This is a genomic window from Stieleria marina, from assembly GCA_007741555.1.
Classification (GTDB): Bacteria; Planctomycetota; Planctomycetia; order Pirellulales; family Pirellulaceae; genus K23-9.
The window spans coordinates 5,533,768-5,556,420 of record CP036526.1 but is presented as its reverse complement, the minus strand read 5'-3'; the positions used below and the strand labels follow the sequence as shown (position 1 = coordinate 5,556,420).

14 protein-coding genes and 1 rRNA gene are annotated in these 22,653 nt (G+C 54.3%); 4 read left to right on the top strand and 11 right to left on the bottom strand.

What is annotated here, in order from left to right; all coding sequences use genetic code 11:
• Positions 1 to 728 precede the first annotated feature (728 nt).
• Positions 729 to 2,260: ribosomal RNA gene (locus tag K239x_RS19695) — 16S ribosomal RNA — on the bottom strand.
• A 1,162-nt stretch (positions 2,261 to 3,422) separates the two neighbouring features.
• Between K239x_RS19695 and K239x_RS19690 the strand changes: the two genes are divergently transcribed.
• Entirely contained in the window at positions 3,423 to 5,093 is a 1,671-nt protein-coding gene (locus K239x_RS19690) for an ATP-binding protein (RefSeq protein ID WP_419189182.1), read from the top strand.
• Positions 5,094 to 5,193: 100 nt separating this feature from the next.
• On the opposite strand, the gene K239x_RS19685 is transcribed toward K239x_RS19690, so the two are convergent.
• The 7 genes from K239x_RS19685 to arfB form a co-directional block, all read right to left on the bottom strand.
• Complete coding sequence (locus K239x_RS19685) at positions 5,194 to 6,792, bottom strand: DUF1570 domain-containing protein (RefSeq protein WP_419189181.1); 1,599 nt, start codon at positions 6,790 to 6,792, stop codon at positions 5,194 to 5,196.
• A 161-nt stretch (positions 6,793 to 6,953) separates the two neighbouring features.
• Positions 6,954 to 7,319 carry a response regulator gene (locus K239x_RS19680; RefSeq protein WP_145419887.1) on the bottom strand — a complete coding sequence of 122 codons (366 nt, stop codon included), beginning with the start codon at positions 7,317 to 7,319 and terminating at the stop codon, positions 6,954 to 6,956.
• A complete protein-coding gene (locus tag K239x_RS19675; protein ID WP_145419886.1) occupies positions 7,316 to 8,458 on the bottom strand; it encodes a sensor histidine kinase in 1,143 nt (380 codons plus the stop codon). Before K239x_RS19675 ends, K239x_RS19680 begins: the two co-directional genes overlap by 4 nt.
• Before the next feature lie 150 nt (positions 8,459 to 8,608).
• A complete protein-coding gene (locus K239x_RS19670; protein ID WP_145419885.1) occupies positions 8,609 to 9,280 on the bottom strand; it encodes a response regulator transcription factor in 672 nt (223 codons plus the stop codon).
• 88 nt (positions 9,281 to 9,368) lie between these two features.
• Positions 9,369 to 10,709: a sensor histidine kinase gene (locus tag K239x_RS19665; RefSeq protein WP_145422460.1), complete on the bottom strand. Its 1,341-nt coding sequence runs from the start codon at positions 10,707 to 10,709 to the stop codon at positions 9,369 to 9,371.
• A gap of 164 nt (positions 10,710 to 10,873) precedes the next feature.
• On the bottom strand, positions 10,874 to 11,608 hold the full coding sequence (locus K239x_RS19660; RefSeq protein ID WP_145419884.1) for a UvrB/UvrC motif-containing protein: 735 nt from the start codon (positions 11,606 to 11,608) through the stop codon (positions 10,874 to 10,876).
• Between the two features lie 505 nt (positions 11,609 to 12,113).
• Positions 12,114 to 12,542, bottom strand: a complete 429-nt coding sequence (arfB, locus tag K239x_RS19655; protein ID WP_145419883.1) for an alternative ribosome rescue aminoacyl-tRNA hydrolase ArfB — start codon at positions 12,540 to 12,542, stop codon at positions 12,114 to 12,116.
• 51 nt (positions 12,543 to 12,593) lie between these two features.
• On the opposite strand from arfB, the gene K239x_RS19650 reads away from it, so the two are divergent.
• On the top strand, positions 12,594 to 14,207 hold the full coding sequence (locus tag K239x_RS19650) for a PQQ-binding-like beta-propeller repeat protein (RefSeq protein ID WP_419189180.1): 1,614 nt from the start codon (positions 12,594 to 12,596) through the stop codon (positions 14,205 to 14,207).
• A gap of 77 nt (positions 14,208 to 14,284) precedes the next feature.
• On the opposite strand, the gene K239x_RS19645 is transcribed toward K239x_RS19650, so the two are convergent.
• The gene (locus K239x_RS19645; protein WP_145419882.1) at positions 14,285 to 14,791 is read right to left on the bottom strand and encodes an AP2/ERF family transcription factor; all 507 of its coding nucleotides are present in this window, start codon (positions 14,789 to 14,791) and stop codon (positions 14,285 to 14,287) included.
• Between the two features lie 452 nt (positions 14,792 to 15,243).
• On the opposite strand from K239x_RS19645, the gene K239x_RS19640 reads away from it, so the two are divergent.
• The gene (locus K239x_RS19640; protein ID WP_419189179.1) at positions 15,244 to 18,741 is read left to right on the top strand and encodes a hypothetical protein; all 3,498 of its coding nucleotides are present in this window, start codon (positions 15,244 to 15,246) and stop codon (positions 18,739 to 18,741) included.
• Positions 18,742 to 18,908: 167 nt separating this feature from the next.
• Here the strand turns inward: K239x_RS19640 and K239x_RS19635 are convergent, their stop codons facing one another.
• A complete protein-coding gene (locus K239x_RS19635; RefSeq protein WP_145419881.1) occupies positions 18,909 to 19,958 on the bottom strand; it encodes a beta/alpha barrel domain-containing protein in 1,050 nt (349 codons plus the stop codon).
• A 198-nt stretch (positions 19,959 to 20,156) separates the two neighbouring features.
• Between K239x_RS19635 and K239x_RS19630 the strand changes: the two genes are divergently transcribed.
• Positions 20,157 to 21,584 carry a sulfatase-like hydrolase/transferase gene (locus K239x_RS19630; protein ID WP_419189178.1) on the top strand — a complete coding sequence of 476 codons (1,428 nt, stop codon included), beginning with the start codon at positions 20,157 to 20,159 and terminating at the stop codon, positions 21,582 to 21,584.
• A gap of 9 nt (positions 21,585 to 21,593) precedes the next feature.
• Here the strand turns inward: K239x_RS19630 and K239x_RS19625 are convergent, their stop codons facing one another.
• Positions 21,594 to 22,472 (bottom strand): RAD55 family ATPase, encoded by an 879-nt coding sequence (locus K239x_RS19625; protein WP_145419880.1) that lies wholly within the window; start codon positions 22,470 to 22,472, stop codon positions 21,594 to 21,596.
• Positions 22,473 to 22,653: the final 181 nt, after the last annotated feature.

Sequence of the window (22,653 nt, the reverse complement as noted above, 5' to 3'; positions counted from 1 at the left end):
GTTCGAGCAAAACAGAGCGAGCAGCCAAATCGCCGCTTCAAAGTGCTAAGGTTTGTGTTCGCCTGTGAGCGAGGCAAACGTGAGATGGCCGAATTCTACTGACCGCATCGGCTGCTAAATAGAACGAACACCTCTAGCTCCAAATTCAGTTGCGGAAATACGCAAGTGGAACGTGTCGAATCGAACTCACTTGTATGTTGGCAGATGGCGATTAGCGACCGGATCCGCGAGCAAGATTTGGTGCGGTCTGAAAACGGGACGACAGCTGCCCGATTGAATCGCGCGAGGCACTGAATCGGGCGAGGCACGAAACGAATGTCCGTCGACATCATGTCGATTGCCCGTTCGTAAAGTCACGCATTCACGGCAGCGGCTTTTCGCCTTGCTTAGCAACCGGTGTTTCTCAACGCTGGCATTTCGTGAATACGAACCAGTCGCGAGACCGAACACGGCGGCGGGTGCGAATTGAGAACCAGTGTGCAGCGTACTGGACTTGGCGGTGCGGAAACCGGTGAGTTGTGACACCTTGTTTGAGCGCAAAACTGTCATTATATGCGCGCACGAAAAAACCTGCTTTGGCTGGCGACAGTCCAAAGCAGGTCTTCGTTGATATTTAGTGATGAATCAGTTCCGAAGAACTGTGTCTGTTGAATTCTTGTGCGAGAGTTGTGTCCACGGATTCGGATCTTACCAGTCACCTGGTAGAACCTAATTCTAAGAATCCTTAGAAAGGAGGTGATCCAGCCGCAGGTTCCCCTACGGCTACCTTGTTACGACTTAGTCCCAATTGTCGAGCTGACCTTCGGCGCCTGCCTCAGTAAACTGTTAGCTTAGCGACTTCGGGCCCTCCCAACTTTCGTGGCTTGACGGGCGGTGTGTACAAGGCTCAGGAACACATTCACCGTAGTATGCTGACCTACGATTACTAGCGATTCCGGCTTCATGCAGGCGAGTTGCAGCCTGCAATCCGAACTGAGGTACGGTTTTTAGGATTTGCTCCACCTCGCGGTATTGCTTCCGTTTGTCCGTACCATTGTAGGACGTGTGCAGCCCTAGACATAAAGGCCATGAGGACTTGACGTCATCCCCACCTTCCTCCGGTTTGACACCGGCAGTCTCTTTAGAGTCCCCGGCATTACCCGCTGGCAACTAAAGATAAGGGTTTCGCTCGTTAAGGGACTTAACCCGACATCTCACGACACGAGCTGACGACAGCCATGCAGCACCTGTGCAAGAGCTCCCCGAAGGGCACTCTCTATTTTCATAGGGATTCTCAAGCATGTCAAGTCTAGGATAAGGTTCTTCGCGTAGCCTCGAATTAAGCCACATCCTCCACCGCTTGTGTGAGCCCCCGTCAATTCCTTTGAGTTTCAGCCTTGCGACCATACTCCCCAGGCGGAACACTTAACGCTTTCGCTACGGCCGAGAGGATGTGGAAGTCCCCTCAACCCAGTGTTCATCGTTTACAGCTAGGACTACCGGGGTATCTAATCCCGTTCGCTACCCTAGCTTTCGTGCCTCAGCGTCAGAAAAGATCCAGTGATGCGCCTTCGCCACCGGTGTTCCCTATGATATCAACGCATTTCACCGCTCCACCATAAGTTCCCATCACCCCTATCTTCCTCGAGCTTGGGGGTTTGAAACGCAATTCCACGGTTGAGCCGTGGGCTTTCACATCTCACCTACCAAGCCGCCTACGCACGCTTTAAGCCCAGTGATACCGAATAACGTTTGGACGGTTCGTCTTACCGCGGCTGCTGGCACGAACTTAGCCCGTCCTTCCTCTGAATATCGGTCAAGAAGTGCTCTTCACACTCCATTCCTCCAAACTGACAGCGGTTTACAACCCGAGGGCCTTCATCCCGCACGCGGCGTCGCTTGGTCAGGCTTTCGCCCATTGCCAAAGATTCTCGACTGCAGCCACCCGTAGGTGTCTGGGCAGTGTCTCAGTCCCAGTGAGCCGGGCCATGCTCTCACACCCGGTAACCATCGCGGCCTTGGTGAGCCATTACCTCACCAACAAGCTAATAGTATGCGGTCCTATCCTCGAGCGGAATCACACCTTTGATCCAAAGATATTATTCGGTATTACTAGCAGTTTCCCGCTACTATCCCGAACTCGAGGGCAAGTAACCACACGTTACTCTCCCTTTCGCCACTGTCCGAAACCAAAGCAAGCTAAGGTTTCTTCTCGTACGACTTGCATGCCTAATCCACGCCGCCAACGTTCATTCTGAGCCAGGATCAAACCCTTCAATTTTGTATTGATTCACCAGTGACACCGAAGTCTCACCGGGAGAAAGCAAATTTAAACCGAAAGCTGATTCTGCTCCGTGACGGTCGGTAAACCGTCACAGCGATTCGCCATTTAGTTTTGTGCTGCATGTGATCCGAAGATCATCAGTGCAACCAAACAGCAACCTCGCACAAATCTGAACTCAACAGAGTTTCATCACCAAATTGTCAAATATCAATTTCGAGGCAAGCCGTTGAAGGCTTGTCTCGACTGGTCCAGTAACTTAGGAGCCAAGCGAACTTTCGTCAAGCGGGTCAGTGAAGAAAGTTTGAAACTTTCTAGGTCGACAACTTGTCGTCTCGCTGGACATCAAATCGGGAAACAAAAGTGTTAAACGTTCGACGCTTCGCATCAGCGAGGGGCGAAAGATAGAGCTCTTACCTATCGGTTGCAAGTGCCTTTGGGCAAATTCGATGGATTTCTCCGCAAACAAACTTCACGCATGCGAAAAGGTCGTGATTCACGAGGGAATGCTCGCGATTGATTTCCGATTTGTTTGTGCGATCCAACTGCTGCTGCCTTCGTGTTGCACTGTTTCGCGATCGAAGTTGGTGACTTGTGTTTGCGTTTGGAGCTGAATGTTGTCTGAGTTCTGCGTTTGGATCTCGTGTGATTCAAATCTGCTGCTGAGTTTTATTTCGTAAGCGTGTGTTAGGAAGAGTTGAGTCGACGAAGAAACGCAGAAGTGTGGCTTTCGTTTTTGGTTGTCTGGCAGTCCGCGGATCTACGCTCGTTCGATTCGCCGCTTTGTGAATTGTTTGCGGCGTCGTTACGGGCACGTGGCTGAAAGTTGTCGCGGTCGTATGCCGACTGTTACGTTTGTCTTTGGATCGTGTTTCCGCCGTCACCGCTGACTGCAACCGGTTCGAGCACGTGCACTTTGGCGTGAAAGTTTGACGACTGGGAAAACGGCGCGCATTGTCCGGTAGATGTCGCAGGTTCGGAACAAATCAGTTGAATCACGAAAGCACGACCAACTGTCAGGATTGCGCCGATAGCTTGTTTTGTCCGCGCAAGTTTGTTTCGGCACGCGTTTCCATTGACGTGTCGCTATCAGGGTTTGTGCTTCTAAGCCGACGCGGACCAACTGCAGGATGCAGTTGAATCATCACCCCAAGGAATCACGATGAGCCAGCAAACCAACGCATCGTCCAATGCGGCCGACAGCCAACTTGATGCTCTGATTTCGCGAATTCAGTCCCTCAGCGGCGACGATTCGGGTGGAAACGCACCGGCTCCCCAGCAGGCAGCACCGAGACCCCCTGCACAAAGTCCTGCTCCCCAGAATCCCGCCCAGGCGGCCGCACCTAGACCTGCTCCGCCCCAGTCGGCCCCGCCTCAGCCCAGGCCCGCTCAACCTCGGCCCGCCCAAGGTGCCCCCGCGTCTCCGCCGGTTTCCGGCGTGGCGCAGCCAGGGCGACAAGCACCGCGACCAGCTGCTCCCGCAGAATCACAGGAGAAGCTGCCCGAGCCGACGAAAGGCCTGAGAGCGTCGAAAAAGTTGCCGATGGCCTTGGGGTTCAAGCCCGAGCGTGATGAGCCTTGGCGGCCTGCAGAACCCGATACGTTGGCGGAATCGGGAGCCAATGAATCGATGCTTGAAGCGATCATCTATCGCTACTTGTTGAACATCGGAGAGTGCGAAGGACGGCGCATTGCCGATCAGGTCAAGCTGCCGTTCCGCATGGTCGAACCTGTCATGGCGAGATTAAAAATGGAGCAAAACGTCGCCTACAAGAGTTCGACAGCGACAAACGATTATGTCTATCAGCTGACGGAGACCGGCCGAAACGTGGCGAGAAATCACGCCAATGATTCGACGTATTTCGGTGCGTGTCCTGTCTCCCTGAAGGACTACATCGCGAGCGTGAAAATGCAGACGATCGAAGGGCAGTATCCCAAGCGTCAGGATTTGCTGCGTTGTTTTAGCGACTTGCTGATCAATCCAAAGATGCTCGAAAAACTCGGCCCCGCCGTTGCCAGCGGCCGCGGAATGTTCTTGTTCGGGTTTCCAGGAAACGGAAAAACGTCAATCGCAGAACGCGTCACCGGTGCGTTTGGGAAATATGTCTGGGTGCCGGCCGCGGTCGATGTGGACGGCGATGTGATGCGTGTTTTTGATCCGATGAACCACGAAATGAACATGCCCGATGCAGGCAGTGGTTTGTTGGACATAGGCGGCTATGACAAACGTTGGGTGCGGATCGAGCGTCCGACGATTGTTGCCGGTGGTGAACTGACGATGGAAATGCTGGAAGTGCAGTGCAATTCGGAAAGCAATATCAGCGAAGCTCCGTTGCAGCTGAAAAGCAACTGCGGAACGCTGGTGATTGATGACTTTGGCCGTCAAAAGATGCGTGTTGACGAGCTTCTGAACCGTTGGATTGTGCCTTTGGAAAAACGCTACGACTTTTTGAACATGGTCAGCGGCAAGAAGATTCAAGTGCCTTTTGACCAGCTGGTGGTCTTCAGTACCAACCTGGAGCCAAAGGATTTGGTCGATGACGCGTTCTTGCGACGGATTCCCTACAAAATCGAAGCGGAGAATCCCCCTGAAGACGATTTTCGCAAGCTATTCGAGATCATGTGCAAGGTGACCAAGGTGCCCTACCGAAAGGAGTGCATCGACTATCTGATCGATACGCACTTTAAACCGGTCGATCGCCCGATGCGGATGTGTCAGCCGCGTGACTTGTTGCTGCAGGTCAAGAACTACTGTTTGTACAACGATTTGCCGATTGAGCTGAAAAACGAGTACATGGACTTTGCGTGCGACAACTACTTCAGCGTGATGTAATTCGCGCCGCTGCGGCATTGCCGGGTAACGCTCTGGCTTTTGAGCGTTTTGGCGCAAAGCGTTTGGTTCTGTCGCGAACGGATTAATTTCGTGAGCGAATCTATTTCGTAATTGAGGCCATCGCTCGTTCGGCCAGCGTTCGGTTGGCATACTTCTGGACTCGAGCACGGCCAAATCGCGTTGCCCTTTGGATTTCTTTGACTTTCTCGGGCGAGCTGGTCAACGTGACACGGCCATCGGCGACGACCAGGAAGTGCGTCTGTGACTTCACTGGATCGACGTAGTTGAGGCTTGTCAGGTGTTTGTGCAGTTCTCGCTCTATGGCTTGGTAGTCGCTTCCAAAGTGCTTTGCGAAGACGTCCGCGGAGGTCGCGATTGGCTGGCTGACCAAGTCGGTTCCGTCGAGTGGCCGGAGCTCGCTGCATTGCCGAATGCACGCGAAGAGTTCTTTTTGGTGACGCCGTGAGAACATGTGAATTAGCGCCCAGGAATAGGCGTAGTCCAGCGAGCTGAGCTGGTCGGCGTCGGCCACCCGATTGGCAGTGGCTCCCGTGCCTAACACTCGGTTGGCTGTCCACTCTCGCTCGATTTCCATCATCCGTAGCTGATTGGTCGAAGCGATTCCGCTCCAGCGAACGCCTTTCTGTACCGATGTTGGTGCATAAAACTCTGCTAGGCCTTCGCTCAGCCACATCGGCCACTTGGACAGTCGTTGCTGGACGCCGATGTTGTGAAGAATCTGGTGAGCGCCTTCGTGTGCAATCGTCGAGATGGCACTTTTGACGGCGATCTCGGGTGCGTGAGCGGAAAGTTTGGAGCGTTCGTAAAGCATCACTGCGTTGCTGATGCCGTCGTAGTAGGCCACCACCCCCTGCGGCATGCGGCGGTAGTCTTGAAACTGATCGTCGGTTGCGAATGCGATAATCACCAGTGGCAGTTCGGGTTCGTGGATGTCGATCCCGGAGCGACTGAAATATTTGCGCACGGCTGGATACATCGATTCCAAGATCGTCCGCGTCGAGTCAACGAAGATCTCGCTGGTGTTGTAGACGTACAGAAATCGCCGGCTGCGTTTAGTCTTGAAGTTTTTGAGTTTGGGGTCTTGGAGCAGTGCTGTTTCAATGGCTTTCATCGACAGCGGTACAAATTTTTCGGTCGTTGGTCGTGTTTCCGATTTGGGAAATGTTTTCAGCAATCCGTCTGGCATCAAAACCATCTGCGTGTCGCCGACGGTGACGTGCAAGCGACCAACGATCGGTTCACCGTCGTCCCCACGGACTAAAATTCGTTCTCCGTTGGAATAGGTGATCTCACCTTGAGCCAGTTTGAGTCCGCCTGATTCCAGTTGTTCGCGAGATTGAATCGACTGAGGGATGGGGGACGCGATTCCAGCGGCCCCGGTCGTTTGGCCACCCGCCGCTGGTCCGTTAACACCTTGTCCTGGGCGCCCGATCGAGGATCGACCCAGTCCGGGGCCGGAAAATCCGCCGGGAAAACCACTCGGAAACCCCGGCATCCGAGTACGTTCGCGCAGTTCCTTCATGCGCTCATCCATTTCCTTGGACATTTGTGCCGCGCGTTCCTGGCTCTCTCTGACGGAACGGCCGATATCAGGCATCGGAATCGATATCTGGGCTTGGATGGTCGCCGGGAGAATGGCGACGAAAAGAAACGCGATGAACAAACGAATTCGAAACATGCCGGACTTCTATTGCGAGTGGAAATTCCAAGCCGAGCATTATAAGCGAGTGCAGGCCCCGTACTCCATCGAATAACGCGAGTTTCTGCACCTCTGCGAAATGTAGTGGCCCAAATTCTCAGTGCGTGCGATCGAGCGGCGCGAGAAAGAAAGTCGGCTAACTAGGAAACAGTCGTTTTGACCAGTTCCATCAATTCGGTGCCTGGAATGGGTTTGCCCAGGACGGCAATCACGCCTGATTGGTGCAGTTGAGTGCTTTTGGCCGCATCGATCGTGCCGCTCACCACGATGGTTGGAACACTTTGATCGAGTTGGTCGAGTTCGCTGATCAGTTCCTGTGCGTTGATACCGGGCAGGTTGAAGTCCAGGATTAGACAATCCAATCGATCAAGATCCTTGCACGCCAGCAATTCTTCGGCGGACGAAAACGCAAAGGCATGGTAGCCCCAGACTTTGACCAGTGCCTGCAGTGACTCTCGCACCGAATCGTTGTCTTCGACGATGCCAATGTTGGGAATAGAGTTCATTGGCTGTGCTCGGGGAGTGTGATTTCGATAATCGTGCCACTCTCAGTGCTCTTCGCTTTGATCTGTCCATCGTGACTGCGCATGATGCGCATGCAGATTGGCAGTCCCATGCCCAGGCCGTCAGGTTTGGTCGTTACAAACGGTGCGAATGGATCTTCCGCGTCTAATTGAATTCCAGAGCCACTGTCTTCGACTTCGACGACGACCTGTTGATCCCGGCGAAAGCAGCGTACCCCTATTTGCCGCGTTTGTATGGGGCCCGATTCTTTTGCCGCTTCATTGATGGCGTCGGTGGCGTTGCGTAGCAGGTTGACGATTACCTGTTGAATTTGCACGCCATCGACAAGGACGTTCAATGGCGTGTCAGACGCATTGAGAGAAAGTTCGATCCGGTGTTTCTTGCGTTCGAAATCGACGAACAAAAGAGTGTCTTTAACAATTTCGACCAGGTCGGTCGATACGCGTTGGGCATCCGATTTACGAACGAAACCGCGCGTACGCGAAAGAATTCTCTGCGCCAGTTGAATCGCAAGATGGATCTGCTTGGAAAGCTCCGGTGGAATGGAGGCCGGCGTGGACTGATCTTTTTGGGCGATCATTTCGATTGTTGACATCAAATTCGCGATCGCTTGCAGCGGTTGGCTAATTTCATGCGCGATTTCGGCTGTGACCTCCCCCATGAGGGCGACGCGGCTAATGTGCGCCAGTTCCTGTTCCCGTTTGCGCAAGTCTCCTTCCAGCTCTGTTGCCTTGGCTTGCTCTTGCAGTAAATCGCTGGTCAGCTTGTCCCGCTCCACCGCAAAACCGAGCGATCGAAGGGCTCGCGAGTCTAGATAGCCTTTGACCAGAAAATCTTGAGCACCTTCGCGAATCGCCAGCACGGCAAGATGTTCGTCGTCCAGGCCGGTCAGTACGACGATCGGTACCAGCGGCGCGGAATCGCGAAGCGTCGTAAACGAATCGAGGCCGGAGCTGTCGGGGAGTCCTAAGTCCAACAAAATCAAATTGAATGACTGTTGCGTGACGATCTTAACGGCGTCACGCAGCGTGCGAACACAATGGATGGTGGTGTCGTTCGGCATTAACCGACGGACCGCTTCCTCGTCAAACGATTCGTCTTCAACAAGGAGAACTCTCATTGTTGTTCCATTGGAGTGCTTCTGAAATGCAGAACGTTTCGTTCCGTTCTTGAACGCACTAGCGTATCAGTCTGCTCAATGGCAGATCAGAGCGAATCACATAGCTTGCCCGAACTGCAATCCAATCGATCACCTTGGGCGGGGCCAACGTTACGCTTCGGGGGCGTCCGCGCCGTCGTCTTCGGCTGCACCTGGTACCGTTGGATCTTCTGGCGCACGTTTACGAAGCTTTCGTTGCAGAGATCGGCGATGGATCCCCAGTCGGCGAGCCGCTTCGCTGATGTTGTTTCCGCAGTCCGATAGCACGCGATGAATGTGTTCCCATTCGTTTCTGGCTAGCGAAGGTGCAGGAAAAGCGACGGCGCCATCGGGAACGGTGGGTTCATCGCCCCGTAGAAAAGCCGACAGAATATCGTCGGCATCGGCGGGTTTGCTCAGGAAGTTGACGGCTCCGGCACGAACCGCATCAATGGATGCAGGGATACTGCCAAATCCAGACAGCATGATGATTCGCGTGTTCGGCTTCATCTGTAACAGCCGCCGCAGTAGTTCCAACCCGGTTCGTCCTGGCATTCGGAGGTCCAGTACTGCGAGATCGGTTGGGTTCTTGTTGAACACCGCGACCGCTTCATCGAAATTACCAGCGGTTTCGACGCGAAAGCCGCGTTGTTCCATCGCCATGGACAGGCGTTCGCGAAGCACCAGTGTGTCGTCAACCAGCAAAATGCTGTCCGCTCCCACGTCGGTCGTGTTGTAAACCGTTGTTGTGTCTGTCGTCGCGTCACTCATTGCAGCACCATTTATCGTTTCAACAGAAGCCATCCTCAATCATTCAGCCGCATTCTAGCAGCAACTGCCGAACTGTCTGCCGTTTTATGGCCAATTCAACGGCGATGTAGCCACAAACCGTCTAGGAGTTTGCAGAATCGGGTTCGGGTGGCCGCATGTCGAGCGGCAAAATCACCGTTGCCCGCGTACCTTGCCCGACTTGTGATTTAAAATCGATCAACCCACCCAATTGTGACACCACGTTTCGCGTCAAAAATAATCCCAGCCCGATCCCTCGGCCCGGCTCTTTGGTGGTGAAGAACGGGTCGCTAGCGCGGGCAAGAACTTCTGCGCTCATTCCCTGTCCCTGGTCGCTAACCGTAATCTGAAGTCGATTATTAACAATCTGCGATTCGACGCTGACGCGGCCGTCGGGACCGCTGGCGTCCAAACCATTATGGACCAGATTGCGGACCGCTTGTGCCAGAGCCTCTTGCGGAAGCCAAAGCGGATGATTCTCGACCCGTTCGCTCGCATCGATCACGTCCACTAGGTGCGGGTCACGAATGCCTTCTAGTACCGTATCAATCAAATCGCCCACGGTGGTGCGGTCCCATCGCTGTGCCATGGAATCGCCCGCGGCGCTCCGCATCCGCTGCAGAATCTGTTTGCACATCTCCAGCTGTCCGTCAATCAATTTCAGATCGGTGTCGACGGATTCCGGTTTGTCGACGTCATCGAGGTGCCGCGATAGTTCGCGAACAATGACGTCGATGGTCGAAAGCGGAGTAGCCAATTCGTGCGCTGCGCCGGCCGCCAAAGTCGTCAGGCCTTCTAGCCGATGGCTGGCTGCTTGCTGAGCCTGGGTTTTGCGAAGCTGGCGTTCGCGTTGCTGGAGTTCGCCGGACGTTCGCGTGACAAAGTACGTCACAACGGAAGCGCAAGCGGCAAAGGCCAACATCAACCCTACCGAACGCAAATCGAATCCGCTACCAATTCGGTTCGTGCTGATTTGTTCGATCGGGACCGAGTACTGCAGCAAGAATGTGTAACCAACGACCGCCATCAGGGTTAGCAACCAAGCCGCCCGCGGGCGGATCATCAGTCCGCCGACCGCAAGATTCACGAAGTAAAAAAAACTAAACGGGTTGTCCGCGCCTCCGCTGAAATACAGCATCGCTGTGAGCGTGATCAGGTCCAGCAACATCAACGTCAGGGAAACGAAATGCGCCACGTGCGGTTCGCCATCGACATGGCTGGCATCGACATCATCGCGGCCAAGTAACCGTCGTAGCCATAACCCGTAGAATAGGTTGGTCACTGCCGTCAGGCCGACCAGTGAAAGCAGAGGGGTGTAGGGCAATCGAACCGTTGTCAAAACACCCGCAGCCAGGATCGTCATCAACTGCCCGACGATCGCAAAGGTGCGCAAATGCAACAGCCATGGGGATGAACCCAGTCGAGCCGGGCCAATCAAGGGCAGCGTGAGCGTGTGGCGATAGGTTCGCAAGGGAAATCGTCTCGTGGGATGAATTTCGCTGGGACGCACCCGTGACGCGCAATGAACGTTATGAAAAACTAACGCTCGCTATGAAATCGACGAAGTATGCGTACTGGATCCTACCAAGTTACAGCAGCAAAGCCCGTTCAGTTCATTTCTCGGCGGGTCAGCTCGTCGCGCAGTTGCGCTGCCAATTCGTACTGTTCCTGTTCAACGGCTTCGGTCAAACGTTCCTTGAGAGTCTGTCCGACTTCGTACTCATTGCGAAGCGATTCGCGAAGCTCAGAGAGTCGGACGACTAGTTCATCCGATTCAAAGTGTTCTTCGGCTTCGTGTTTGGAAAAGAACTTACGCATCGTTTCCAAGCCCAGGTTGATTTCTTGGACGGCTTCTTCCCCAGAATTTTCTTCCAGGGCGCCAAGGGCAGAAGCTTGCGTGCGATGAAACAAGACAAACGGACGGTATTGTTCGTGCGTGCCGTTCCATTCTTCGTCGTCGCTTACTTTTTCACAAAGGTCCATCAACAGAAGCGTATGGTCGGCGTCCATGACAGCGCGGTGGTAATACTGGAGACGGAGCCAGCAGATTCGTCGATGGTAGAACTGCATGAATTCACGATCGATTTCGTTGCACTGTTCTTCGGTCACGCGAAAGTCGGGTTCGCCCAGAACTTGATTCTGCAAGTATTCCAGGTACGTTTCGCATTCTTCGATCGGCTGTCCATCGGGACGGCCAGTCGTTTCCAGCTGCATGATACCCAGATCGACGCGCATCTGAATGACATCTCGTCCATCTTTACCCTTGGTCAACCGGACGTTCAACGTGGAAGGGTTGAAATCCCAGTCGGAAAGAATGTCATCTAGGTGCATAGTTCGCTTCATCAAAATTCGCTTCGTCAATCCGTTTGCTTGGAAACAGCAAGTTATCAATCTTCAGGCAACGGCAGATCGGGGCATTACACGCCGTTGAGCCAGTTGGCAAAACAGCTCGGGCTGAAAACTGCGTGGCAACTAATCGCGTGCCGTGCCGAGAGTCGGTCGTCTTCGCCGTTGTCTATCTTGCACTATGTCGATCGTATGTCTACCGGGAACCCGTCCGACAACTATAGCAGCGACGTTTTGCGAGTGAAGCTTTCCCGGCGGATCCAGGTGCGAATTACGGCGTTCCAATCCGGCTTGACTTTTTGAAAAGACGAACATCCCAACGATAATTGGGGTTTCTTGTCCGTTTTGCCAATCTAACGGTGCAGCAAAACACAGCGATGGCGTTTTGGTTGTGATCCGGTGCGACGTAAACGTTTTATCGAAATTCGATCCAGCGACGGATTCTGCGGCAGAATGCAAATGTCAAATTGCGTCGGTGATTCCGTAATACACTTTCGCTAGCTCAATCGTGCCGAATGTTCTTTTGGCGATTCTGCTTCTTTTGCGACTGCTTCGTTTTGTTGTCCATGCGTCGGCGCTGGCTGCCGCGCGTCGGCTTGGTGGGCTTGCGTTTTTTAGGTGCCGATTGAGTTTCCCGCAGCATGTCGGCCAGCTTTTGCCGAGCGTCTTCGATATTGCGAGGCCGATCACGGTACCTTTCGCTATGCAGGACGACCTGGCCTTCGCGATTGATTCGATTTTGAAATCGTTTAACGAATCGATTTCGCCACGCTTCGGGAAACGCTTCGCACTGACTAGGCGACCATCGCAGCGTCACCTTGGTGTTTACCTTGTTGACATTCTGCCCGCCCGGGCCGCTGCTTCGCGCATGGAGAAACTCAAACTCATTGCCCGCGATCGTTAGTCGTGCGTTGATATACAAGTCGCTCATAGTTCTACTTTAACAGTTGAATCTTCCGTAGGTCCTTTGGTCGACAATTGAATGAACAAGAATTCCCAACTTGGTCCTTTTTCAAGCGTTCCGTTTTTGAACAAACCGTGTTGGGGGGATCCTGACGCGTCAATTTGCCAGTCGCTTTGCAAATCGTTTTTTCAGGCGATCTACCGAGCGTTCTCCACGCCGGGGACGACCAGCCAGCGTGCTTTGTCCCAGCGTGCTTTGTCCCAGCGTGCTTTGTCCCAGCGTGCTTTGTCGTGTTGGTTGGTCTCGGCCGCGATGATATCGACTTGCGGTCTGGCTCGCGTGAGCAATGGGCAAGAAATTGACTCGGGCAGCGTGGTTGCTAACGCGGACACCTCGGACGCCAGCCATGTTCGCGATTCTTGGCCACGTTTTTTGGGAAAGACCTATGACGGCGTGGTTCCCGCTTCGTCGCAGCCTGATCTGAAAATTGATTGGACTGCTCAACCCAAGTTGCTTTGGCAGTTAGCGGTCGATGATGGTTACGGCATCGGATCGGTTGATGCCGACGGCAACTACTACCACTTCGATTCCCCCCAAGGTACTGCCGAGAGACTTCGCTGTATCGACATGAAAACGGGAGCCGTTCGTTGGACTCAGACGCAGGAGTTGGCGTACCGCGATATGTACGGCTACGAGACCGGCCCGCGAGGGAGTGCAACGCTTGTCGATGACAAAGTGGTCACGATGGGAGTCGGTGGTCAGTTGACTTGTCGTTCACGTGCCGACGGTGCCCTGATTTGGTCGGTCGATACGAGCGAGAAGTATGGTGTGGTGACCAACTTTTTTGGTGTGGGTGGATCGCCTCTGGTGTTGGGTGATTTGGTGATCGTGATGGTGGGCGGTAGCCCGGCGGAAGATCAGAAGATTGCGCCCGGACGGCTGGACCGGGTTTCGCCCAACGGATCAGCCATGGTCGCTTTTCGGATCAAAGACGGAACCGAAGTTTGGAAATGCGGCGATGACTTGGCAAGCTACAGCAGCCCTCGTCCGATTAAAGTTGGCGGCCAGACGCTTGTGCTGCTGTTTGCACGCGACCATTTGTTGGCGGTCGACCCTGCTCAGGGAAACGTGCGTTGGAAACATTTTCATCGCGCAGAGATCAACGAAAGCGTCAACGCGATGGTGCCGATTGTTGATCGCGATCTTGTTTTTATCAGTGAGTGCTACGAACTAGGCAGCGTGCTCCTGAAGGTCACTGGGCAATCAGCCAAAGTGCAGTGGGAAGATCCGGCAAACAATCGTCGCAAACAGGCGATGCGAGTTCACTGGTCCAACCCGATTTTGGTTGACGGGCATTTGTACGGTTGCAGTGGTCGGAATGCACCGGACAGTGATTTTCGATGCGTTGAATTTGAAACGGGCAAAGTCAAATGGCAAGATTCGCGTCGCATCCGGTCGTCAGTCACCGCAGTGGATAATCATTTGTTGGTTTTAGAAGAACGCGGTTTGGTGCAAGTCGTGCGACCCAATCGCGACAAATTGGATGTCGTCACGGAATGGGATTTCCACGACGCCCAAGATGAATGGCCGCGACTGAATTATCCCTGTTGGGCAGCACCGGTTGTTGTCGGCAATCAATTGCTGATTCGCGGCAACACAAAAGTGCTGTGTCTGGCCTTGCAGACGCTGTGACAGCGAGTTCCAAAACAACAGGTTTGTGACTGCAGTCGCCTGGACTATCCGGTTTAAGAGACTTGTTTTTGTCCGATTTACTCCATCGACGCGACACCGCGTTTCCTTGCTTGGACCGCCAATCGAAACGCTTCCTCTTCGCCATACTTCTCCACCGAAAAGCGACGCGTTCGTCGAACTCCTTTAGATGGGCTCCACTGGGCGATCCAGTAGTTGTAGCAAGGATTCGACGGCCAGCGCGGATCTGCTTCGGTTGCTTTGCGAACTCCCGGGTAGCCCGACGTGTTGTCGGCTCGTTCTTTCTTGGCGAGTTGTTTGCTGGAGTAGCCACGCATTTTTGATTCAAGCTCGTCACGATACAAACGCGCTTCCTGGAGGGCTTTCCGTTTGCCTCCGTCGACGTCGGCAAAGTATTTGGAGCGCAGCTTTCCCTTGCGAGTAATCCTGACAAGATAGCCGCCGGTCGACTGGCGATTGATTCGAGTGATGTTGCGATTGGCGTGCATGTTTCGGCCGGGCAATTTGGCAGTGAAGGAAATGGTTGGCAGTGAAGCGAATGGCAAATTCGATCGCGGCGTTTTCATGGGCAGCGTGTTCAACAAAAACGCACGATTCCCGCTTCAAAGGGCAGATCGCTAGTCTAAGAACTTTGGCGACTGCCCATGAGCCGTGGCCCCCCTACAGTACCGCCATTCATTGCGTGAAACTGAGTTTCGAATGACAACTTAAATATTTGTCAAATTGCCTGCTGATCGATGTTGACAGTCTTGGAGAATAGTTCTTATTCCCGCTTCAAACCAGGAGCTCCACGGTTGTGCCACCTTTTCGGTGGCGACCGTTGTGGTCTGTTTCGATGGTCACTGCATCAAGGATGGTGTAGTGAACGAATGCAGCCTGTGAACTCTTGGAATCGCGTTCTCTGCGTAGTCAGGCTCGCGAATCACCACAAAGGTTTGGGAGACGAGATATCGTTCGCGACATCTCTGATGACTGCCTTGATGAAACTGAAGTCTCACCGCGAAGAAGGAGAGTCGCGTTGAATCGTCTTGCACCCATTCGCCGACACCAAGTGTTGGCGACTCGAGCGTTCACCATTGCCGTAGCAATTTGGATGCTCGCGCCTGAACTGTCAGCCCAATTCACTTTTCCTGCGTCCAACGCACCACCCTCGCCCCAAACGCCTGCGGCGCCAATTAATGGTGCCACCGCGAATGGAAACGCCGTCAAAGGCAACGGCGCTCAAGGTGGTCAGCTGGTCAGCGAAGCCCGAGCCGCGATGGCCGCTCGTGACCTTGCGACCGCGTCAGCCAAATATCGGCAGGCCGCCCAGCTAGCATTGACGTTGCCGGAGATCGTGCCCGATGTGGCACGCTTGCGACTGGACCTGCAAATCGCAGGCGTCGATTCGGCAAGCTTGGCCAGTCAGGGCAAGCCAGCCGTGCAACCGATGCCATCGGTTGCAGGTGCCACGCCCATGCCAACAGCAGCGGTCGCAAACGATCCTGCTGCACGCAAGCGAGAAGCTTTGCGATTGATCGCAATGGGACGCGCGGCACTGGATCGCGGCGAAGCCAGCACGGCTTTGACGCTTGCACGCCAAGCTCAACAGCTCAATGTACCTGTAAACGATTTTGCTCCTGGCGAACCACGCGTGTGGCAATTCGTGTTGGACGCTGAATCTGCCGCACGTCGTCAAGGCATTGCGACGGATCCATCGACACCCGGAAACAGTCGTCCGGCCAACAGCGGTGCCATCCAGCAAGTCAGCAACATCGCGGCGGACAACGAAGCCGGTGCGATCGCGCAAATGTTGTTTCAAGACAACGGTAACGCTCAGCCCCAATCCAACATTCGTCAGGTTCAGGCCGAAGATGTCTACGCAGCTCCACTGGGTGAAGCTGGTGGAGACGGTGCAAGCTACGGTCAACGACTTTACGAAGCCGGCATGGCTGCTCTGAACAGTGGTGATCGTGAGACAGCCCGCACTCGGTTTGTTCAAGCTTGGGAATACGAAAGCCAACTGGACCTATCCGTTCGTGCAACATTACAAGACAAATTGACGCTGCTGCAACAGCCGAAACGACTACCTGACGCGGGAACACGTGCAGCTGCTGATTTGACGCCCATCGAACGGGCTGATCTGAAAGCTGCCGAAGCAACACGCAAACTCTATCGCGAAGTCAGTAGTGAACTGGCAACGATCGGCGAAAAGAAAACCGAAGCACCATTGGATGCCTTGGATCAACTCAATCGCCTAAGCCGGACCGTTGATGGTGCAAACATCAGCGAAGACGCACGTCGTTCGATCGGAGCCATGGTTGATCGTGCTTTGGCAGATCAAAAACAATACGTCGAAGCCAACCGCGCCGAAATTGAATTGGAGCTTCGCAACGAAGCCGTCCATATGGAAATGGCTGCGGAAAACGAATTGAACGCTCGCATCGACGAAGAGATGTCTTCGTTGCTCAATACTTTTAACGACCTCGTCAAAGAACGTCGTTTCAGTGAAGCCGAAGTGGTCGCCAAGCAAGTCTCCGTACTGATGCCTGGTTCAGAAACTGCGAAACAACTGTTGTTTATCAGTCGCACCGGAACGCAGCGTCTGATTCAAGAAGAGATCAATGATGCTCAAGACCAAGGTTTCTTGGACAACATGGCCGATGTCGAACGATCCGCGATCACGATGGATCCGACGCTTCCCTATCAGCTGCCTGATGCACGAACTTGGCAAGCAATCTCCGAACGACGTTTGGGCGATCGCAACCAGGATTCGCGTCTGAGTGCAGCCGAGCGTGAAATCCAACGCAAGTTGGAAGACAAAATCAAAGTCAGCTACCAAGACCGTCCTTTGGGCGAAGTCATGGAAGACATCAGCCAGACGGCGGACATCCCCGTCGTGTTGGATAACCGTGCTTTGGCTGCCATCCGCGTCACCCCAACTGACCCCGTCAGCTTGTCGGTGCCCAATGGTTTGCCGCTGAAAAGTGCGTTGAATTTGCTGCTAAAGAGTTTGGATTTGACCTATGTGATCGAAAACGACGTGTTGAACATCACCAGTGTCGAAGCCAAGCGTAGCAATGTCTATCCAGTGACCTACCGTGTGACCGACTTGGTTACACCGATTCCGAACTTCACCAGTAGCTACGAAGACGGTTTGGCCGGTGCATTGCGTGCCGCTTACCAGATGACGCAGCCACAGACAGACGTGCGGATCATGCCTGTGTCGTCAATGGAATTGGCTCAGGGTGCTGCAAACAGTATGCAGCCATCAAAAATGGCACCCAACATGTTGGGGCAATACTCGGGCATGGGTTCGCAAGGTGGATTCGGTCCTGGCGGTACATCGGCACCAGGACGTGGCGGAGGAAGCTCGTTTGCTGACTTCGATTCGTTGATGAGCCTGATCGAGACAACCGTTGTGCCCGATACTTGGGAAGCCCTTGGCGGTCCCAGCACTATGGCACCGTACCCTCAGAACTTGAGCTTGGTCATTAGTACGACCAGTGACGTCCATGATCAAATCACTGACTTGTTGGAATCACTTCGCCGTCTGCAGAACTTGCAAATCACGATCGAAGTACGCTTTATCACACTGTCCGACACGTTCTTTGAGCAAATCGGCGTCGATTTTGATGTGCGGTTTGATGACAACGTCAGCAAGATTCCTGACGATGACAGTGGCCCGTCGGTAACCCTTGGCTTTGACGGTCAAGGACTTACCCCTGATTTGGACATTGCCTTTAATAACAACAGCTTTGGTGTGGCGCCAACGTTTGGTGCACCGGATGCGGGGGCGATCTCGACGGTCGGTTTTGCGATTTTGAGCGACATCGAAGCGTTCTTCTTCTTGCAGGCCGCTCAGGGTGACAATCGAAACAACGTGATGCAGGCACCCAAGGTGACTCTGTTTGACGGGCAAATCGCCACGATCCAAGACACGACGCAGCGTCCTTTCGTGACCAGTATCACGCCAGTCGTGGGTGACTTTGCAGTCGCTCAGCAACCTGTGATTGTGGTCCTCAACGAAGGGACTCAGCTGAACGTGCAAGGAATCGTCAGCGATGACAAACGATTCGTGCGTCTGACACTAGTTCCGTTCTTTAGCCAGATCGGTGACGTCAACACCTTCACGTTCGAGGGCCGACGTAGCACCAGTCGAAGTAGTCGCACCGAAGACGGCGATACAAATGGTGACGGCGTTGTCAACGACGATGACTCGGCGAATACTGAAGACGAGCAAGACATCATTGAAGGTACCACGGTCCAGTTGCCAACGTTCGCGTTCACTCAGGTCAGCACGACCGTCAGTGTTCCTGATGGTGGCACGATCCTGCTGGGCGGTATTAAACGTTTGTCCGAAGGCCGGTCAGAACGAGGAGTTCCGATGTTGAGCAAGATTCCGTACGTCAGCCGTCTGTTCCGCAACGTTGCGGTTGGACGTGACGCACGAAGCTTGATGCTGATGGTGACACCACGGATCATCATCCAAGAAGAAGAAGAGATCGCTCAGACCGGATTTGATCCGAACCGATAGCGAATACGCTTCTTATCAAACAATGCAACGTCAGGAGCAGTTTTGCTCCTGGCGTTTTTTCGTGGGCCAGCGTGGCACATCGAAGGCTGGCAGCGATTGGCGTTGTACAAAAGGCGTTGGGCAATTGGGTTGTACGGTTGGCTACTCCGCTCTCCAGTGTCGTCGACTCACATTTGCTGCCGGATTTCTGCGGCCACGGCCGGATTCAGCATCGCCGACGTTGCCAATTGGCAGATGCTCGCTCCCGCGGCCAGGTACGCTTGGACGTGCGCTGCTTGGCTGATTCCGCCCACGCCGATCAATTCGGTCGAAAGCCCCAGTTCGCCAATGACGTTGGCAAACATTTGGACTTGGGCAATCGATGCGGTCCGCGTGGCGTCGCCGCAAATCCCACGCGGCATGCCGCCAAACAAATCATCACTGCCCTGTCGGACAACCGCCGCAATACTATTGGTCATCGCAATCGCGTTGACGTGCGGGCCGACAGCCGCCAAGAGTCGCTTTGCCAGTTCAGCGTTTCGCTGGTGGCCGATCTTGATGATCAACGGTGTGTCGCCTATCGCCTGCCGGACTCTTTGTGCCACAAGGGCCGATGATTCCGCGTTTTGGTAGAGCTGGCCATCGCAGGTCGAAACATTCGGGCAAGAAAAATTGGTTTCGACCAAATCGGCACCGCTTTCCACGGCCCACTTGGCACAGGTCGCATAGTCGTCGGCCAATTCTTGGATACTCCATTCTTCTTGCATGGTTCCGACGACGGAAACGCAGAGGCGTTTTTCCTTGGCTAACGAAGTGCGAGTCCACGCAACGTCGCGGCGCCAAACATCTGGATCGGTCGACGGCATTCCGTACGAAACCGCCCAGGACTGATCCATTTGATGGGCAGCCTTGACTGACGTTTGCGTTCCATCGAGCTGCCCACAATCGACGGGCACCAAGTTGGGTTGCGGATAACATTCCCGCCGTCCGCTGCGTACGGTTTTGTACGTCAAGACGTCGAAGCCTAGCCGCGAGTAATACAGGCACCACGCACCGTTGAGTAGTGGGCCCGCTGGAATTCCGAGCGGCGATTCGATCGGCAATCCGCAAAGTTGCCAATCTCCCGCAACAGCAGGTAGGTCAAGCGAATTTACTACGTCGCTTTGGCTGTCGGGCGGATGATCATAATTCCACTGATACGTTTGGTTGGTGTCATAGCGAGGCAGCGAAGATGACATGGGCGACGAGTTGGCTGAAGCAAAATGGCTGCAAGGTTGGACGCTCCCCGCGGCGAAGTGCTTGAGGCGTTTGGGCACTGGAGAACCTGCACGCTCCGCGTCGGCGAACAGGCAGAGTCCGCGTTCAAGCAGACACGCGCTGGGGGAATTCGTTTACGATACGTGTTCCGGATCTCTTTTGCACCTCGAGGAAATGTCATGTCGTCACGAATGTTGATTTTGTTGATGTTGGCCATTGGTTCAGCATCGCAAATTGTTGCAGCCGCACCCGGCAAGCTTCCAAACATTGTGTTGGTGATGGCTGACGACCAAGGTTGGGGAGAGATGGGCTACAACGGTCACTCGCACGTTAAAACGCCGAACTTTGACAAAGCTGCGGCGACAGGGATTCGCTTTGACCGCTTCTACGCGGCTGCTCCAGTTTGTTCGCCAACACGAGCGAGCGTGATGACCGGTCGGCATCCCAACCGAATGGGCGTGTTCAAATGGGGCTACCCGATGCGTCCTCAGGAAATCACGGTTGCCGAAGCTCTGAAAACCGCGGGCTACACCACAGGGCACTTTGGGAAATGGCACCTCGGCAGCGTACGAACAGATAGCCCCGCCAATCCGGGCGTCAATGGTTTTGACGAATGGCTGAGTGCTCCAAACTATTACGACAACGGTTCCATTCTTTCTCGCAGGGGAACTGCCGTGAAAACCAAAGGCGAAAGTTCGGAGGTGGCCGTTGATGCGGCACTGAGTTGGATTGACCAGTCCAAGGCCGCCGACAAGCCTTTCTTGGCGGTCGTTTGGTTTGGGTCGCCGCACAGTCCCCACCGCGCTGCCGAACAAGACCGGGCACTTTATGAGGACCGGCCCGAAAAAGAACAGCACTTTTTCGGCGAAATTACCGGCATGGATCGCGCGTTCGGCAAACTACGTGATGGACTTGGCGACCGCGGGATCCGCGACAACACCATCCTGTGGTACTGCAGTGACAATGGCGCGCTGCCGAAAATCGGATCGTCTGGCGGCCTGCGGGGTAACAAAGGCAAAGTGTATGAAGGCGGTCTATTGGTGCCCGCGATCTTGGAATGGCCAGCAGTGATTAAAGAGAACCGAACGAGTGACATTCGCTGCAATACCTGCGACATCTACCCGACCTTGCTGGATATCGCAGGAGTCGCGATCGACAACCAACCAGTGGTCGACGGCATCAGTTTGTCACCATTGATTCACGGGGAGTCGTTCAAGCGTTCGAGATCCATGGGGTTTTGGGACACGCTTGCCAATGGCGTCGGCACTCCGTCTGACACTTGGATGAACGAACTGTACGCTGCCCAGCAAAACGGCAACGACCTGCCACCGCATCAGTCCAGTGTGATCGCCGCCAAGTTGCCGGACCCACCATATTCGACGACCAGCTTTCCTGGTCACGCCGCATGGGTCGACGGCGATTGGAAACTGCACCGAATCGAAAATGCCAAGGGCAAGTTGACGTGGGAATTGTACGACTTGAAAAACGATCGCACGGAGTCCACGGATTTAAAAGCAAAGCGAGCCGAAGTGGTTGATCGATTGCAACCAAAATTAGCCAAGTGGCTGACTTCGGTCACCAACAGTCTTAACGGCGCCGACTACTAGCTCAACGAACTAGCATTCCAGTCGCAATCCTGATTCTTCGATCCGAAACGGCACGATTGATTCGTCGCATGCGCTGCCGCGGTGTTTGGCGACGTGCAGTGCCCGGCCCATCTTGTTTCCATCGCGAGTTTTGCCCATCAAAATGATCGTGTTGGCGTTGGACAAGGTGTCTCCGCTTTCGATCGGGCGACTGAGCAGGTCATCCAGCATGACTTCGTGGCTGGTGTACAGCATCATGCACCCAAGATCGCTGTGGTCGTAAGCGTGTTCATTGATGACGTCCGCTTGTTCACGGAAATTGATGCGGAACAAATCACGTGCGACCCAGTCGTGTTCCTTGTGCAAGATTTGATGATAGATGTAGTCGAACATTTCCAGCTGGATGGATTCGGCTGCTTTGGCGGCCGGTTCGATGCCATCGATCACGCAGCGACGCACTCCGTGAGCAAAGTTGCCATAAAAGAACGCGATCGCTTGATCGAGTTTCTTGGATTGTTCGTATTTCCATTCGCGCCATTGATCGTCGGTCATGTCCGATGACGTAACGCGTCGACCGCTTCGTGCAAAAATGTGCATGAAGTCGCGACGCGTCTCCTGTCGATCCCAGATTCGCGAAGTATCGGCCCGGTCAGCGGTAGGTTGTTCGCTGAGTTGCCATTGGCAAAGTCGCTGTGCATAGTCCGCTTGGTTCTGCGAATCGCCTCGCGCGGTCAGGTCAAAAATGATGCCGCGTTCGTCTTCGTCGTCCGCTCCTTGGTCAGCAAAGGTCACACCAAGCTGTGTTTTGCCAATGCCTGATGCACCCATCACCACTGTCAGTGTTCCTGGGATCAGGCCACCGCCAAGTAGTTCGTCCAGTTCGGGGATTCCGGTTGATTGTCGTTTCATGGCGGCATTGTAACGATGCCGATTGCGGCGCAGAGGGGAGGTGAACGTGGGTGACGCATCGTGCGTTTCTCCCGACGAGCAATCCCGGGTCAGAGCACTTATCTGGTTGGCTCGGATTCACCGCAGGGCGTTGGCACTGGTTGCAAGCGGCTACCCGTTTTGGTCGCGGGTCGCTAACGTG